General features: G+C 30.4%; 17 protein-coding genes. All 17 read left to right on the forward strand.

All coding sequences use genetic code 11. The annotated features are described in order from the left end of the window. Positions 1 to 42 precede the first annotated feature (42 nt). The 17 genes from BN2409_RS10720 to cobA are packed head-to-tail and all read left to right on the forward strand — an operon-like array spanning position 43 to position 16,483. Complete coding sequence (locus tag BN2409_RS10720; protein WP_053956630.1) at positions 43 to 1,443, forward strand: cobyrinic acid a,c-diamide synthase CobB; 1,401 nt, start codon at positions 43 to 45, stop codon at positions 1,441 to 1,443. Continuing rightward, on the forward strand, positions 1,433 to 2,965 hold the full coding sequence (locus BN2409_RS10725) for a cobyric acid synthase (RefSeq protein ID WP_053956631.1): 1,533 nt from the start codon (positions 1,433 to 1,435) through the stop codon (positions 2,963 to 2,965). Before BN2409_RS10720 ends, BN2409_RS10725 begins: the two co-directional genes overlap by 11 nt. Next, positions 2,962 to 3,897: an adenosylcobinamide-phosphate synthase CbiB gene (cbiB, locus tag BN2409_RS10730; protein ID WP_053956632.1), complete on the forward strand. Its 936-nt coding sequence runs from the start codon at positions 2,962 to 2,964 to the stop codon at positions 3,895 to 3,897. Before BN2409_RS10725 ends, cbiB begins: the two co-directional genes overlap by 4 nt. A 21-nt stretch (positions 3,898 to 3,918) precedes the next feature. Further along, on the forward strand, positions 3,919 to 4,998 hold the full coding sequence (cobD, locus tag BN2409_RS10735) for a threonine-phosphate decarboxylase CobD (RefSeq protein WP_053956633.1): 1,080 nt from the start codon (positions 3,919 to 3,921) through the stop codon (positions 4,996 to 4,998). After that, a complete protein-coding gene (locus BN2409_RS10740; protein ID WP_053956634.1) occupies positions 4,988 to 5,869 on the forward strand; it encodes a GHMP family kinase ATP-binding protein in 882 nt (293 codons plus the stop codon). Before cobD ends, BN2409_RS10740 begins: the two co-directional genes overlap by 11 nt. Positions 5,870 to 5,883: 14 nt before the next feature. After that, positions 5,884 to 6,504 (forward strand): precorrin-8X methylmutase, encoded by a 621-nt coding sequence (locus BN2409_RS10745; RefSeq protein WP_053956635.1) that lies wholly within the window; start codon positions 5,884 to 5,886, stop codon positions 6,502 to 6,504. Between the two features lie 13 nt (positions 6,505 to 6,517). Beyond that, the gene (cbiD, locus tag BN2409_RS10750; RefSeq protein ID WP_053957718.1) at positions 6,518 to 7,636 is read left to right on the forward strand and encodes a cobalt-precorrin-5B (C(1))-methyltransferase CbiD; all 1,119 of its coding nucleotides are present in this window, start codon (positions 6,518 to 6,520) and stop codon (positions 7,634 to 7,636) included. Next, complete coding sequence (gene cbiE, locus BN2409_RS10755; protein ID WP_053956636.1) at positions 7,629 to 8,258, forward strand: precorrin-6y C5,15-methyltransferase (decarboxylating) subunit CbiE; 630 nt, start codon at positions 7,629 to 7,631, stop codon at positions 8,256 to 8,258. The genes cbiD and cbiE overlap by 8 nt, the downstream gene beginning before the upstream one ends. Next, on the forward strand, positions 8,242 to 8,832 hold the full coding sequence (gene cbiT, locus BN2409_RS10760) for a precorrin-6Y C5,15-methyltransferase (decarboxylating) subunit CbiT (protein ID WP_053956637.1): 591 nt from the start codon (positions 8,242 to 8,244) through the stop codon (positions 8,830 to 8,832). Before cbiE ends, cbiT begins: the two co-directional genes overlap by 17 nt. After that, positions 8,832 to 9,584 carry a precorrin-4 C(11)-methyltransferase gene (gene cobM / locus BN2409_RS10765; protein WP_053956638.1) on the forward strand — a complete coding sequence of 251 codons (753 nt, stop codon included), beginning with the start codon at positions 8,832 to 8,834 and terminating at the stop codon, positions 9,582 to 9,584. Before cbiT ends, cobM begins: the two co-directional genes overlap by 1 nt. Continuing rightward, positions 9,581 to 10,642, forward strand: coding sequence for a cobalt-precorrin 5A hydrolase (cbiG, locus tag BN2409_RS10770; protein WP_053956639.1), 1,062 nt, complete (start codon positions 9,581 to 9,583; stop codon positions 10,640 to 10,642). Before cobM ends, cbiG begins: the two co-directional genes overlap by 4 nt. Next, complete coding sequence (hemA, locus tag BN2409_RS10775) at positions 10,611 to 11,903, forward strand: glutamyl-tRNA reductase (protein WP_053956640.1); 1,293 nt, start codon at positions 10,611 to 10,613, stop codon at positions 11,901 to 11,903. Before cbiG ends, hemA begins: the two co-directional genes overlap by 32 nt. After that, the gene (gene cobJ, locus BN2409_RS10780) at positions 11,896 to 12,633 is read left to right on the forward strand and encodes a precorrin-3B C(17)-methyltransferase (protein WP_053956641.1); all 738 of its coding nucleotides are present in this window, start codon (positions 11,896 to 11,898) and stop codon (positions 12,631 to 12,633) included. The genes hemA and cobJ overlap by 8 nt, the downstream gene beginning before the upstream one ends. Beyond that, positions 12,630 to 13,394, forward strand: coding sequence for a cobalt-precorrin-6A reductase (locus tag BN2409_RS10785; RefSeq protein ID WP_053956642.1), 765 nt, complete (start codon positions 12,630 to 12,632; stop codon positions 13,392 to 13,394). Before cobJ ends, BN2409_RS10785 begins: the two co-directional genes overlap by 4 nt. Then, positions 13,387 to 14,028 carry a precorrin-2 dehydrogenase/sirohydrochlorin ferrochelatase family protein gene (locus tag BN2409_RS10790; RefSeq protein WP_053956643.1) on the forward strand — a complete coding sequence of 214 codons (642 nt, stop codon included), beginning with the start codon at positions 13,387 to 13,389 and terminating at the stop codon, positions 14,026 to 14,028. The genes BN2409_RS10785 and BN2409_RS10790 overlap by 8 nt, the downstream gene beginning before the upstream one ends. Before the next feature lie 13 nt (positions 14,029 to 14,041). Beyond that, positions 14,042 to 14,959 (forward strand): hydroxymethylbilane synthase, encoded by a 918-nt coding sequence (gene hemC, locus BN2409_RS10795; RefSeq protein ID WP_053956644.1) that lies wholly within the window; start codon positions 14,042 to 14,044, stop codon positions 14,957 to 14,959. A gap of 12 nt (positions 14,960 to 14,971) precedes the next feature. Further along, the gene (cobA, locus tag BN2409_RS10800) at positions 14,972 to 16,483 is read left to right on the forward strand and encodes a uroporphyrinogen-III C-methyltransferase (RefSeq protein ID WP_053956645.1); all 1,512 of its coding nucleotides are present in this window, start codon (positions 14,972 to 14,974) and stop codon (positions 16,481 to 16,483) included.

Raw genomic sequence — 16,483 nt, forward strand, 5'->3', positions numbered from 1 at the left:
CCATTGATGGTTAGGGTATTTTATTATGAAGGGATGATCAATATGAACCTACCTAGATTTGTACTGGCTGGAACTCAAAGTGGAGTTGGGAAAACCACTGTATCTATAGGGATTATGGCGGCTCTTACAAGAAGAGGGATAAATATAGCTCCATTTAAAGTAGGCCCAGATTATATAGATCCAGCTTTTCATACATTTGTCACAAATAATAAATCAAGAAATTTAGATAGCTGGCTTTTAGAAGAAGACACAATCAAAAGACTATTTATAAAAAATGCAAGAGGAAAAATTTCTATCATAGAAGGTGTTATGGGACTTTATGATGGATATGGTACAAGTAAAGACGAGGGAAGTACAGCTCATGTATCTAAAATATTAAAATCACCTGTTATTTTGATTGCAAATGGAAAAGGTGTCTCCACCAGTGCAGCAGCACAAATTTTAGGATATAAAATATATGATGAGGATGTAAACATTCAAGGAGTTATTTTAAATAATATATCAGGGGATGCTCATTATGAGCTTTTAAAAGAAAGTATTGAAAGAGATACAAATATAAAATGCGTTGGATATTTAAAGCCAAATCAAAATATTTCCCTTGAAAGTAGACATTTAGGACTTATTCCTAGTGTAGAAGTAAAAGATCTAAAAGACAAAATAAATACTATTGCAGATATGGTAGAAGAGACCATTGATCTAGATGCATTAATCAAAATTGCTCAAGAGGCAGAAGCTTTAGAAGATTTTACATATGAAGAAGAAAAAATTGTGAAGAATGTAAATATTGGAGTAGCTTTTGATGAAGCATTTAATTTCTATTATGAAGATAATTTAGATCTTTTAAAAGAGATGGGAGCAAATCTCATTTATTTTAGTCCTTTAAAAGATCAATCCATTCCTAAGAATATTCACGGTTTGTATATAGGCGGGGGGTTTCCAGAAGTATTTGCAAAAGAATTATCAGAAAACGTTTTAATGAGGGAATCTATAAAAGAGCATATAAAAAATGGAGTTCCTACTTATGCAGAATGTGGAGGGCTTATGTATCTTACAAAAGCTATTACTACATTAGAGGAAGAAACTTATGAAATGGTGGGTGTATTTGATACAATAGCAAAGATGACAACAAGGCTTCAAAGATTTGGATATGTCCATGTAAATATAGATAAACCGTGTAGTATTTCTAAAGAGAAAAGTTATATCAAAGCTCATGAATTTCATCGTTCATTGATTGAAGAAAACGAAACAATGGAATATGCTTATGTTGTAGATAAAATAAAAAATGAAAAAAAGATCAAAAGCTGGGGATGTGGAGTGAAAAAATATAATGCATTAGGAGCATATGCTCATATTCATTTTTATAGCAATAAAAATATTGCACAATCTTTTTTAAAAAATTGTTCGAATTATAAGGATAGGAGTTGTACAACCTATGAAAAATAAATCTTTAATGTTTCAAGGAACAGCATCTTCTGTAGGAAAGAGCCTTCTTACAGCTGCTTTTTGTAGAATTTTTTATGAAGATGGATATAAGGTAGCACCTTTTAAATCTCAAAATATGGCACTTAATTCTTACATTACAAAAGAAGGACTAGAAATGGGAAGAGCTCAGGTGGTACAAGCAGAGGCTTCTTCTATAGAGCCTAGTGTTTTAATGAATCCTGTTTTATTAAAACCTACAACAGATAAAAAGTGTCAGGTTATTTTAAATGGGAAAGTATATAAAAATATGTCTGCTGCTGAATATCATGACTTTAAGCCTGAACTTTTAGAAATGGTTCAAAAAACTTTTCATAAGCTTTCAAGTGAAAATGATATTGTCGTTATAGAAGGGGCTGGAAGTCCAGCAGAAATCAATTTAAGAGATAAAGATATTGTAAATATGGGAATGGCAGAGATTGCTGATTCTCCAGTTATATTAATTGGAGATATAGATAGAGGGGGCGTATTTGCTTCTTTATATGGAACCATTATGCTTCTTACAGAAGAAGAAAGAAAAAGAGTAAAGGGAGTGATTATCAATAAATTTAGAGGAGATATTAATATATTAAAGCCTGGAATTAAAATGCTTGAAGATCTTATTCATATTCCAGTATTAGGAGTTGTTCCATATTCTAATGTGCAAATTGAAGATGAAGATAGTTTGGCTGAAAGATTTAGATATAAAAAAAATGAAGGTGGACAAATAGAAGTGGGTGTATTGTATCTTCCCCATGTTTCAAATTTTACAGATTTTAATGTATTTGAAACACAAGAAGATGTACATTTAAGATATATTATGAGAGGCGAGAAAATTGGAGATCCAGATCTTTTAATTATCCCGGGATCTAAAAATACTATTGAAGATTTGGCTTATTTAAGAGAAACAGGATTAGAAGAAGAAATTTTAAGACTTCATAGAAAAGGAAAACTCATTATAGGCATTTGTGGAGGATATCAAATGCTTGGAAGAAAAATATCAGATCCTCATGAAACAGAAAGTAGTATAAAAGAAATCAATGGATTAGGACTTTTAGATACAGAGACTATATTTGAACTAGAAAAAACTACAACGCAAGTAAAAGCAAAAGTTATTGCTAAGGAAGAAAACTTATTTTCAGAAGTATTGGATATGGATATTGAAGGATATGAAATTCATATGGGTCAAACAAAGCTAGGAAAAGAAGCTACTCCATTTCATAGAATCATAAAGAGACTAGGTGAAGAAGTCAATATAGAAGATGGAGCCATTAATAAAGAAGGAAATGTAATGGGAAGTTATATCCATGGAGTTTTTGATAATATCGGATTTACAAGAAAAATATTAAATAATATCAGAAAGGCTAAAGGCCTTGATGAGAAACAAAGTAGTGTGGAAACCTTTAAAGAGTTTAAAGAAAAAGAATATGAAAAGCTTGCAAAGATTGTTCGCGAAAATGTAGATTTAGATAAAATATATAAAATTTTACAAGGGGATAAAAAATGATTCATATACTAATCGGTTATGTAGCTGATCTTTTGTTTGGAGATCCTTATTTTATTCCCCATCCTATATGTTTGATTGGGAAATGTATTTCTAAAACAGAAGCTTTTTTAAGGAAATTCGTGAAAAATAGTGAAGATGAAAAAAGACTCGGGATCTTTCTAACGATGGTTATTGTAGGAGCTACCTATGGCATTACTTTTTCTATTGTATTTTTGGCAAAATACATAAATATCTATTTAGGATATGCAGTGGAAGGTTTTTTAATTTTTCAAATTCTTGCATCTAAAAGTTTGGATAAAGAAAGCAGAAAAGTTTTAAATGCACTAGAAAAAAATGATATTCTAGAGGCGAGAAAGTATTTATCTTATATTGTAGGAAGAGAAACAAGTCATTTAAATGAAAAAGAAATTATAAGAGCAACAGTAGAAACTGTTGCAGAAAATGCTTCTGATGGAGTAATTGCCCCTCTTTTTTATATTTTTATAGGAGGAGCGCCTTTAGGGATGGCATATAAAGCAGCCAATACACTAGATTCTATGGTAGGATATAAAAACGAGAAATATATTCATTTTGGATGGGCTTCTGCTAAATTTGATGATTTACTCAATTATATACCTGCAAGACTGACGGCTATTTTTATGATTATAGGTTCTTTTTATCTTTTTTATGATTATAAAAGTGCAATTAAAATAGTAAGAAGAGATCATAAAAATCACAAAAGTCCAAACTGTGGATATCCAGAGGCTGCTACAGCAGGAGCACTGAATATTCAATTAGGAGGAACCAATACTTATTTTGGACAAGAAATATACAAGCCTACTATTGGAGATGAAATCTATTCATTAGAAGAGGAGCATATAAAAAAATCAATAAAAATAATGTATGCATCCTCGGTAGTAGGATTTTTAGTATTTTATTTTATGTTTGCCTAAAAGGACAAAGGGAGAGGTAGGATGAAGCGAGTAGAGCATGGCGGAAATATATATGAAATTGCACAGAGACTAGGGATACAGGAAGAAGAAATCATAGATTTTAGTGCAAATATTAATCCACTAGGAATTCCAAAAGATTTTAAAGAATGTATGATTTTGAATATAGATACAATTCAAAAGTATCCAGATCCTAAATATAAGGATTTGATCAAAGATATTTCAGAATATCATAAAATTAATTCTAATTGGATTGTTGTAGGAAATGGTGCAACAGAAGTGATTTTTTCTATGATTCGTGAAATAAAACCAAAAAATAGTTTAATTTTAGCACCTACTTTTTTAGAATATGAAAGAGCACTTAAAAAAGCAAGAAGCAATGTAGAATACTATTTATTAAAAGAAGAAAATAATTTTCAAATAGATGATGACTTTTTTAATATTTTACATGATTCTATAGATTTATTGATTCTTTGTAATCCTAACAATCCAACAAGTCAGTTGATTGCAAAAAGTAAAATGGAAAAGATATTAAACATATGTAAATCTAGAAATATTCATGTAATGATTGATGAAGCTTTTATGGAATTTGTAGAAAATGGAGAGAAAGAAAGTGTGATTTCCCTTCTAAAAGATTATGATCATTTATATATTATTAAAGCATTAACAAAATTTTATGCATTACCAGGACTAAGAATAGGATACGGATTAAGTAGCAATATAAAAATATTAGAAGAGATCAAAAACAATCAAGAGCCTTGGAGTATAAATAGTTATGCAGCAATGGCAGGAATGGTTCTAAAAGATGAATATTATATACAAAAAAGTAAAGAATGGATTATAAAGGAAAGAAAAAAACTTTATGAAGAACTTTTAAAGATCAAGAATCTAAAAGTTTATCCTCCAAGCTCAAATTATATATTATTCAAATATATGGAATCTAATAAAAATTTAAAAGAGGCTTTACTCAAAAGAAAAATATTGATTAGAAGTTGCGATAATTATAAAAATTTAGATGATTCCTTTTATAGAATTGCTATTAAAGACGAAGAGTCTAATCTAAAATTATTAAACGCATTAAAAGAGGTATCTTATGAAGATTAAGGGAATTTGTCCTGCTTCTTGTGGGGAATTATTACAAGGATATATAAAAGATGGAGAAAAATTAATATCCTATCCTATAGACATGTATTCTGTAGTGACTTTGAAAGAATGTAAAAATCCTATAAGAGATCCAAATAAGAAAAAAGCTATAAAGGCTATGTATAAAACTCTAGATTTTTTTGGAGAAAGTGATCAAATAGGAGATGAGCTAAGTGTAGATGTTGATTCCAATATTCCTATAGAAAAAGGTATGGCGAGTAGTACAGCTGATTTAGCATCAACTATTATAGCTACAGCAGCTTATTTAGGGAAAGAAATAACAGATGAAGCATTAGCAAAAATATGTACTCAAATAGAACCTACAGATAGTACTATTTTTCAACAACTAACTTTATTTGATCATCTAAATGGTGTAAAAGTAAAAAGCTTTGATTGGAATCCCCATCTTGACATATGGGTATTAGAATCAAGAGGTCAAGTAAATACCCAGACTTTTAGAAAAAATAATTATGAAAGTTTAAGAATCAAAAATAAAGAGAATGTAGAAAAAGCATATAAAGTTTTTGAGGAAAGTTATGTAAAGAAAGATTTTCATCTTTTAGGGAAAGCTGCAAATATAAGTGCTATGACAAACCAAAATATACTTTATAAAGATAAATTAGAAGAAATCATGGATATGGCCTTGAAAATGAATTGCTATGGAGTCAATGTAGCTCATAGTGGGACTGTACTAGGCATATTATTTCAAAAAGATAAAGTAGATATAGAGAAATTTGCAAATGAAATGGAAAAAAAGAGCATTTTTGAAATTTATTACAAGGATTATTTTACAAAAATGGTAAAAGGTGGACCTAAAATTTTATTTAAATAATTAGGAGGAATAAAATGAGTGAATATATAAAAATACCACATTTAATTGAAGAAAGAAGCTTTGAAATTATTACGGAGGAACTAGGAGATAAAACTTTTCCAGAGGAGATTGGAAAAATTGTAAAACGTATTATTCATACTACTGCGGATTTTGAATATGCAGATCTCACAGTCATTTCTCCTGATGCAATAGAAAAAGCCAAAGAAGCTATACAATCAGGATCTCATATTGTGACAGATACAAAGATGGCAATGTCAGGAATTAATAAAAATAGACTGTCTCAATATGGTGGAGAAGTACATTGTTTTATTTCTGATGAAGATGTGGCAAAAACAGCGAAAGAAGAAGGAACAACAAGAGCTATGGCAGCTATGAAAAAAGCGATAAAAGACCCTAAAAATAAAATATTTGTAATAGGGAATGCTCCTACAGCACTGTTTACTTTAAAAGAATGTATAGAAAAAGGGGAAGTAAAGCCAGAGCTTGTAATTGGAGTTCCTGTAGGATTTGTAGGAGCGGCTGAATCAAAAGATGAGTTTTCTAAATTAGATGTTCCATATATTATTGTAAAGGGACGTAAAGGTGGAAGTACAGTAGCAGCAGCTATTGTAAATGCCATTTTATATATGCTGTAAAGAAGGAGAGAAAATGGATAAGTATATTATAAAAAATGGTAAAAAAATGAAATATGGATATACAACGGGTTCTTGTGCAGCAGCAGCTTCTAAAGCTGCTGCTTTGATGGCTATTACTGAAAAAAAGGTAGATTTTGTAAGAATCCATACTCCTAAGGGATGGGATCTAGACATAGAGGTGAAAGAATATGAAATAAAAAAGGATTGGGCCTTTTGTGCAGTACAAAAAGATGCAGGAGATGATCCTGATAATACCCATGGCATATTTATTCATGCAGTAGTAGAAATTATCGATGAACCTAAAATAGAAATAAAAGGTGGAGTTGGAGTAGGAGTTGTGACCAAACCTGGACTTTCTATAGCTCCTGGAAATCCAGCCATTAATCCAGTCCCTCAAAAGATGATTCAAAAAGAAGTCTCAGAAGTTTTACCAAAAGATAAAGGAGCAATTATTACTATTTCTGTACCCAAAGGAGAAGAAATTGCAAAAAAAACATTTAATCCTAGACTGGGAATTGTAGGAGGTATTTCTATTTTAGGAACTTCTGGAATTGTAGTTCCCATGTCCGAAGAAGCTTATAGAGAATCTTTAGCTATTGAGATGAAGGCGGCTATCTATGAAAATCCAGAAAAGCTTATTTTGGTGCCAGGAAATTTTGGTGAGGATTTAGCCATTCATTATTATCATTTACCAAAACAAAAAATAGCAAAAACAAGCAATTTTATAGGATTTATATTAGAAAAATGTGTAGAATATAAAGTTAAAAAAGTGCTGATGATTGGACATATAGGTAAGTTTGTTAAATTAGCAGGAGGTATTTTTCATACTCATAGTAAGGTTTCTGATGGAAGAATAGAAATATTAGCAGCTAATCTTGCTTTGATGGGTGCACCTACTCATGTGATCGAAGAATTATTTGAGTGTGTCACAACAGAAGCTGCTATAGAAATCATCGAAAAAAGAGGGTACGAAGAAATTTATGAAAAATTATGTAACAAAGCAGAAGAAAGATGTACGATTAGGGTACATAATGAATTAGAAATAGGAGTGATTATGTTTGGCATGGGTCGAAAAATTTTAGGACAAGGACAAGTGGCAAAAAAATTACTGGAGGAATTTAAAAATGGGTAAGATTTATATACTTGGAATAGGCCCTGGTCATAAAGACTACATTTTGCCTGCGGTTAAGAATGCAATTTACAATTGTGATGTATTAATTGGAGGAAAAAGGCATTTAGAGGATTTTAAAGATTTAGAGAAAGAAATGCTTTATATAGGATCTAATTTAAAAGAGCTTATAGAATATACAAAACAAAATAAAGAAAACAAAAAAATAGCTTATCTTCTTTCAGGAGATACAGGCTTTTATAGTATGTTAGGATTTTTAAAAAAGCATTTTAAATCAAATGAGTTAGAAGTGATTCCAGGAATTAGTTCTTATCAATATTTGATGGCAAAAGTAGGACAGACTTGGCATGATGCATATATAGGAAGTCTTCATGGAAGAGAATTTGATTTTTTAGACGTTGTAAAGAAATATAAAAAAGTCATTCTTTTGACAGATCAGAAATATTCTCCAAAGGAAATTGCAAGAAAAATGCTAAATAATCATATACAAGGAAAAATCATGATTATAGGAGAAAATCTTTCTTATCCAAATGAAAAAATTACTTTTGCATCGTTAGAAGAAGTAATTCATATCAGTGAATTTAATATGTGCGTGGTGGTGATTGTAGATGAATTGGAAATTTAAAACGCCAGGAATCCCAGATGAGTATTTTATTAGAGGGAAAGTTCCTATGACAAAAGAAGAAGTACGGGCCCTTACCATTTCAAAACTGAGATTAAAAGAAGATCTAGTTATGGTAGATATAGGAGCAGGAACAGGATCAATTTCCATTGAATCGGCTCATATATGTAAAAAGGTCATAGCTATTGAAAGAAATCCAGAGGGAATAGAACTCATTAAAAAGAATAGTGAAAAATTTAATGTGCCTATACAAATCATTCACAATAATGGAAAAGATGCTCTAAAACAAATCAATACCTTTGATAGAGCGTTTATTGGAGGAAGTGGAGGAGAATTAGAAGACATTATAAAGTTATGCTATGAAAAATTAACAGATCAAGGAATATGTGTAATCAATTGTATTACTATTGAGACTTTATACAAGTCTATGGAACTTTTAAAGGCTACAGGATTTAAAGATATAGATGTAATTTCTATCAATATATCAAAAGGAAGAGCATTAGGAAAATATACACTTATGGAAGCTTTAAATCCTATTTATGTGATATCAGCTAGAAAACAAAAGGAGGAAATATAATGGTGTATTTTATAGGAGCAGGACCAGGAGATCCAGATTTAATTACAGTAAAGGGAAGAAAAATTGTAGAAAAAGCAGATGTAATTATTTATGCAGGGTCTTTAGTAAATAAAGAAATTATTAATTGTAGAAAAGAAGAAGCACAAGTTTATAATAGTGCGTCTATGACATTAGAAGAAGTGATTGAAGTTATAGAAACAGCAGAAAAAGAAAAAAAATTAGTAGCCAGAGTTCATACAGGAGATCCAAGTATTTATGGTGCTATAAGAGAACAAATAGATATATTAGAGGAAAAAAATATTTCTTATGAAGTGATTCCAGGTGTTAGTTCCTTTGTAGGGGCAGCTGCGGCTATTGGAAAAGAATTTACTTTGCCAGGGGTGACTCAAACTGTTATTCTTACAAGAATGGAAGGAAGAACTCCTGTCCCAGAAAAAGAAAGCTTAGAAAGTTTAGCTAAACACAAGGCTTCCATGTGCATATTCTTATCAGTTCATATGATTGGGGAAGTAGTAAAAAAACTTTTGACTCATTATGAAAGTCATACACCTATTGCAGTGATTCAAAAGGCTACTTGGGAAGATCAAAAAATTGTTTTAGGAACATTAGAAAATATTGAGGAAAAGGTAAAAGAAGCAGATATTAATAAGACAGCTCAAATATTGGTAGGACATTTCCTAGGAAATGAATACGAATATTCTAAACTTTATGATAAAACTTTTTCTCATGAATATAGGACTGCAAAGGAATGAAAGCAATTATTACCCTTACAAAAGGTGGGGCAAATCTAGGATATAGATTATTAAAAAATTTAGACAAAACCGTATTATATGTAAATCCTAAATTTATCATAAAAGAAGATAATATTTATCCTATTGAAGAAAAGGTTTCTGATTTTGTATCCCATATATTCCATGAGTATGAATGTTTAATATTTATTATGGCTACAGGAATTGTAGTAAGATCTATTGCTCCACATATAAAAGATAAAAAAATAGATCCAGCGGTTCTTGTTTTAGATGAAAAAGGGAGAAATGTCATTAGTCTTTTATCAGGACATATTGGAGGAGCCAACGAGTATACAAAAAATATTGCTAAAATATTAGGAGCCAACCCTGTAATTACAACAGCATCTGATGTAAATGATTCTATTGCAGTAGATACTTTGTCTATAATGATAGGTGGAGAAATTGAAAGTTTTTATGATGCTACCAAAGTTACAGCTCATATTGTCAATAAAGAAAAAGTAGGGATTACTTCAGATATTCCCATAAAGATCCCGCTACCTGAAAATATAGTATTCATTCAAAATGATATAGAGGACTGTAAAGGAATTATATATGTTACAAACAAAGAAAAAATAGAATCTAATTCAATAGATCAAGTAATTATAAGGCTCAAAAACATTATACTAGGGGTAGGTTGTAGAAGAGGAAAATCAAAAGAAGAAATATTAAATGCTATTGAGGATAGCTTAATAAAGCTTAACATTTCACAAAAATCTATCAAGCATATAGCAACAGTAGATTTAAAAAAAGATGAAAAAGGACTCATAGAAGCAGCAAAAGAATTAAAGATTCCATTGGTCATTATAGATCGAGAAGAAATCAAAAAAGTACAAGATCAATTTAAAACATCTGAATTTGTAAAGAAAATTACTGGGGTGGGAGCCGTTTGTGAACCAGTAGCTTATTTAAGTAGTAAAGGTGGAAATTTTATTCAAAATAAAAAAGCTTATGATGGAATAACCATAGCAGTCTTTGAAGAAGGTGATAATAATGGAGATCGTAGTAGTAGGTGTAAATCATAAAGATGCACCGGTTGAGATTCGGGAAAAAGTATCTTTTAGTAAAAGTGATTTAGAAAGAGCATATGAATATTTAGGAGAAAACCCTTACATTGAAGAAGTTGTCATATTATCTACTTGCAATAGAAGTGAGATTACAGCTTTTGTGAAAAATGAAAATAAAGGAATAGAAGTTCTTAAAAATTTTTATAAAGATTTTTTTTCATTAGAAGATATGATAGATGATTATTTCTTTGTAAAAAATTCTAATGAAGCTGTCAAACATGTATTTCAACTAGCTGCAGGCCTTGAATCTTTAATTTTAGGAGAAGATCAGATATTAGGACAAGTAAGAAATGCCCATGAGTATGCTTTAGAAATAGGAAAAACAGGGAAAGTTTTAAATAAACTTTATAGAGAAGTCATTACAACTGCAAAAAGAATCAAAAGAGAAACTGCTATTTCTCAAAACTCATTATCTATTAGCTCTATAGCAGTAAAATTTATTGAAGAAATATTTAAGGATTTAAGAGAAAAAAAAGTTTTAGTCATTGGTGTTGGAACAATGAGTCGTATTGCTATAGAAAATTTAATTGATAAGGGCGTTAAAGAAATACATGTTACCAATCGAACAGTAGGACATGTGATGGATTTGTCAGAAAGATATAAAGAAATTCAGGTAGTAGAGTTTTCTAAAAGATATGAATGGATTCCAAAAGTAGATATTATTATAAGCTCTACAAGTGCACCACATTATGTGTTAAGGAAAGATGAGTTTATAAAATATCATGGGGGAGAAAAATTATGCATGGTGGATATTGCCATACCTAGAGATATTGATCCTAAAATTGGACAAGAAGAAGGGGTATCTTTATATGAATTAGATGCATTAAAAAGAGTGTCTCTTGAAAATATGGAATCAAGATTAGAAGCAGCAAAAGATGCTATGAAAATGATTATTGAAGAATGTATTCAATTTGAGAATTGGTACAATTGTCTTTCGGTATTTCCTGTCATAGAAGAGCTTCAAGAGCATAGTACGGAAATCTTAGAAACAGAGATTGAAAGTTTAATGGACAGACTTGAAGATGCTTCACAAAAGGATAAAGAATTAATTCAAATTGTTATGAAAAGTTTGACTAAAAAATTGTTAAAAAGGCCAATTCTTAATTTAAAAAGAGCTGGAGAAGATCGAAAAGGAATTTTATATGCTCAAATTGCAAGTGAATTATTTGGAGTGAATATATATAGCTGTAAAAAAGATAGGAGGCAAAAAAATGCATAAGGGTAAAATATATGTAGTTGGGTTAGGACCGGGAAGTTATGAACATATGAGTGATAGAGCGAAAAAAGCAATAGAGGATTCGCAAGTAATTGTAGGGTATAAAACTTATATAGATTTAATCAAAGATTTATTAAATGAAAAAGAAGTGATTGACTCTGGAATGAGAAAAGAAGTAGAAAGATGTAATATTACTTTGGATGAAGCTTTAAAAGGAAAAAATGTCTGTATTATCAGCAGTGGAGATGCAGGGATTTATGGAATGGCAGGAATTATGCTAGAAGTAGTTCATGAAAGAGATGAAGAAGTAGAGGTAGAGGTAGTTCCTGGTATTACAGCTGCCAATGCAGCAGCATCTAGTTTAGGAGCTCCTATTATGCATGATTCAGCTGTAATTTCTTTAAGTGATCTACTCACAGATTGGGAATTGATCAAAAAAAGAATTGAATGTGCTTCTATGGGTGATTTTATTATATCTATTTATAATCCTAAAAGTAAAGGAAGAATTCATCAAATAGAAGAAGCAAGAGAAATTATGTTAAAATATAAATCGCCTAGTACTCCTGTTGGAATTGTAAGAAATGCCAAAAGAGAAGAAGAAGAAATTTTCATTACAGATTTAGAACATATGTTGAGTTATCCTATTGATATGCTCACGGTTGTGATTATAGGAAATCAAAAGACATATGTAAAAAATGGAAAAATGATTACACCTAGAGGATATACACTATGATCATGATTCTTAGTGGTACCCAAGATGGAAGAGAGATTGTAGATCAATTGCAAAATTTAGGATATCCACTTTTAGTTACCACGGCGACTGCTTATGGAGCAGAACTTATTCCCAAGAACAACACATCCACAGTAATTCACAAAAAACTTTCCAAAGAGGAAATGGAAGAGATCATCATCAATAAGAATGTAAAAATTCTTATTGATGCTACTCATCCTTATGCAGTAGAAGTCTCACAAAATGCAATAGATGTTTGTAAAAAAATGAATATATGCTACCTTCGATTTCAAAGAAAAGAAAGTCTTTTGTTTCAATATGAAGAGATCATTGATTATGTTTCTGATTATGAAGAAGCAGCAGATAAATTAAATACTTTAAATGGAAATATTCTTCTTACTACTGGAAGCAAAACACTAGAAGTTTTTACAAAAAAGATAGATATAGATAGACTTTTTCCAAGAGTATTACCTGTAAGCAACGTAATTCAAAAATGTGAAGATTTAAATATAAAACCTTCTCATATTATTGCTATGCAAGGACCTTTTTCTACCCAAATGAATATGGAAATTATAAAAAAATATAAAATTGATATTTTAGTATCTAAAGATAGTGGCGATTATGGAGGAACAATACAAAAGTTAGAAGCAGCTAAGAAAATGAATGTTTTTGTAGTAATGATTCAAAGACCAAAGCTTAATTATCCTCATGTTTTTGATCATATAGACTATATTATAGATAAAGTGAGAAAAATTTATGAATAAATATTATCCTATGATGTTAAATATTTATAATCAACCATGCTTAGTCATAGGAGGAGGAGAAGTTGCCCAAAGAAAAATATCCTCCCTTTTAAGCTATGGTGCAAATATAACATTAATCAGTCCTCATATAACGGAAAAATTAAATAGTCTTGTAGAAGAAGGAAAAATAAAATATATAAAAAGAGAATACAAAGAGGGAGATTTAAAAGGATATTTTTTAGCTTATATTACTACCAACTATAAAAAAGTCAATGAATTATGCATAAAGGAAGCAAGAAAAGAAGGCGTCTTAGTCAATATAGCAGATCATCCAAAAGAATGTGATTTTTTTATACCGGCAGTATTTCATAGAGGAGATCTTCAAGTGTGTATCTCTACCAATGGAAAAAGTCCTATGCTTACTAAGAAAATTAAAGAAGAATTAAAGGAGCTTTTTCCTAAAGAATATGAAGAGTTTATCTATGTATTAGGAGAGATCAGGAAAATGATGATCAAAGAAGTAAAAGATATTCATCTAAGGAAGGAAATTTTTGAAAAATTAGTGTATAATGATGTATTGGAGAAATACAAAAACAAAGAAATTAAAAATATAAAGGAAGCTTTGATTCAACTGTATAAGGAAAATATAAAGTGAAAAGGTGAAAATTATGAAAAAAAGGATTGTGATTGGTTCTAGAGCAAGTGATCTAGCTTTAAAGCAAACGTATTGGATTGTAGAATGCCTCAAAGAAAAATTTCCTGATCTTGAATATGAAGTAGTCAAAATTAAAACAATGGGAGACAAAATTTTAGATCAAACATTAAATAAAATTGGAGGCAAAGGACTTTTTGTAAAAGAAATTGAAGCCGCACTTATTGAAAACAAAATAGATTTAGCAGTACACAGTATGAAGGATGTTCCCAATCAAATGATTGATGAATTGATTATTGGTGCTGTTACAGACAGAGAAGATCCAAGAGATGTACTTATTAGTAAAAATCATATTCAATTAGATCAATTAAAACAAGGAGCAAGAATTGGTACAAGTAGTTTAAGAAGAGCAGCTCAAATTCTTGCTTATAGACCAGATCTTGTTATTGAACCTATTAGAGGAAATATTAAAACAAGAATAGAAAAAATGGAAACTATGAAGCTAGATGGAATTATTTTAGCTGCTGCAGGAATTATTCGAATGGGATGGGAAGATAAAATTACAGAATATATTTCTACAGAAATTTCTACTCCTGCTGTAGGACAAGGAACATTAGCTATCCAAATCAGGAAAGATGATCAATGGATTCAATCTATTGTAAAAGCATTAAACAACAAAGAAGTTCAAATGAGCATATCTGCAGAAAGAAGTTTTATGAAAAAGTTAAATGGTGGTTGCCATGTACCTATGGGAGCTTATGCAAAAGTAGATGGAGAAAAAATTCATATGACTACTGTAGTGGCAAGTGAAGATGGGAAAAAGATAATAAAACTTGAAAATTCTTGCAGAAAATGGGATGCAGAGCAATTGGGAGTCCAAATGGCACAAGAAACATTAAAAATGGGTGGTCAAGATATATTAAAAAATTTGTAGGCAGGTGATAAGATGAATAAAGGAAAGGTTTTTTTAATTGGAGCAGGTCCTGGAGATTACAAACTCATTACTATAAAAGGGTTAGAGTGTATTCAAAAGGCAGATGTAGTACTTTATGATCGATTAGCAAGTCCTAGACTTTTATCTTTTGCAAAAGAAAATGCAGAAATGATTTATGTAGGAAAAGCTCCTAATAATCATGCCTATACTCAAGATGAAATCAATGAATTGATTTTACAAAAAGCTTTAGAAGGAAAAGTTGTTGCAAGGCTTAAAGGGGGAGACCCTTATGTGTTTGGAAGAGGTGGAGAAGAAGCAAAGGTTCTAAAAGATCATGGGGTACATTTTGAAATTGTACCAGGCATTACATCTTCTATAGCTGTTCCTTCTTATGCTGGAATTCCAGTAACTCACAGAAATGTAAGCTCTTCCTTTCATGTGATTACAGGAAATGAAGATCCTACAAAAGAAGAAAATGTAATTGATTATGAAGCATTGGCAAAGGTAGAGGGTACACTTATTTTTTTAATGGGGATTAAAAATTTAGATAAGATTTGTAGTAGTCTTATAAAATTTGGACAAGATCCAAATAGACCTGTAGCAGTAATTATGAGAGGAACTACTGCAAATCAGAAAATGGCAAAAGGCACATTATCCAATATATACCAAATGATAAAAGAAAATAACATTCAAAATCCATCTATTATTATTGTAGGAGAAGTAGTAAATTTATCTGAAACTCTAAATTGGTTTGAAAATAAACCTCTATTTGGGAAAAAAATATTAGTTACAAGAACGAGAACGCAAGCAAGTGTTTTATCTGAACAATTAGAGGATTTAGGAGCAAATGCCATAGAGTTTCCTACCATTCAAATTGAAAAACCTAAAGATTATACAAAAATTGATGAGGCCATCAAACAAATACAAAAATATAAATGGATTATATTTACTAGTGTCAATGGAGTACATGCTTTCTTTGAAAGATTAAAAGAACTAAAATTAGATGTGAGAAGTCTTTATGGCGCTAAGCTGGTTGCTATAGGAACGGCTACTCAAAAAGTTTTAGAAGATAAAGGGCTACTAGTAGAATATGTACCAGAGGTTTTTCGTGCAGAAGCTATTGTAGAAGGATTAAAAGATAAAATTAATAAAGGAGATCATATTCTTCTACCTAGAGCGGATATTGCAAGAACGATTCTTATTGAAGAATTAGAAAAAATGCATGCAATTGTAGATCATATAGATATTTATCATACAACTATTCCAAATTCTGATAGAGAAAAATTAGTCCATATATTACAAGAAGGAATAGATTTTATTACTTTTACGAGTTCTTCTACAGCTAAAAATTTTATAGCGATTTTAGGAGAAGAAAATAAAGAATTATTAAAAGATATAAAAATTGCAGTGATTGGACCTATTACAGCACAAACTGTAAAAGATATTGGAATGAATGTAGATATCAGTGCAGATGAATTTACCATTGATGGACTTGTAAATTCCATTTTAAAATGGAATGAATAG

Source organism: Inediibacterium massiliense, from assembly GCF_001282725.1.
Lineage (GTDB): Bacteria > Bacillota > Clostridia > Peptostreptococcales > Thermotaleaceae > Anaerophilus > Anaerophilus massiliensis.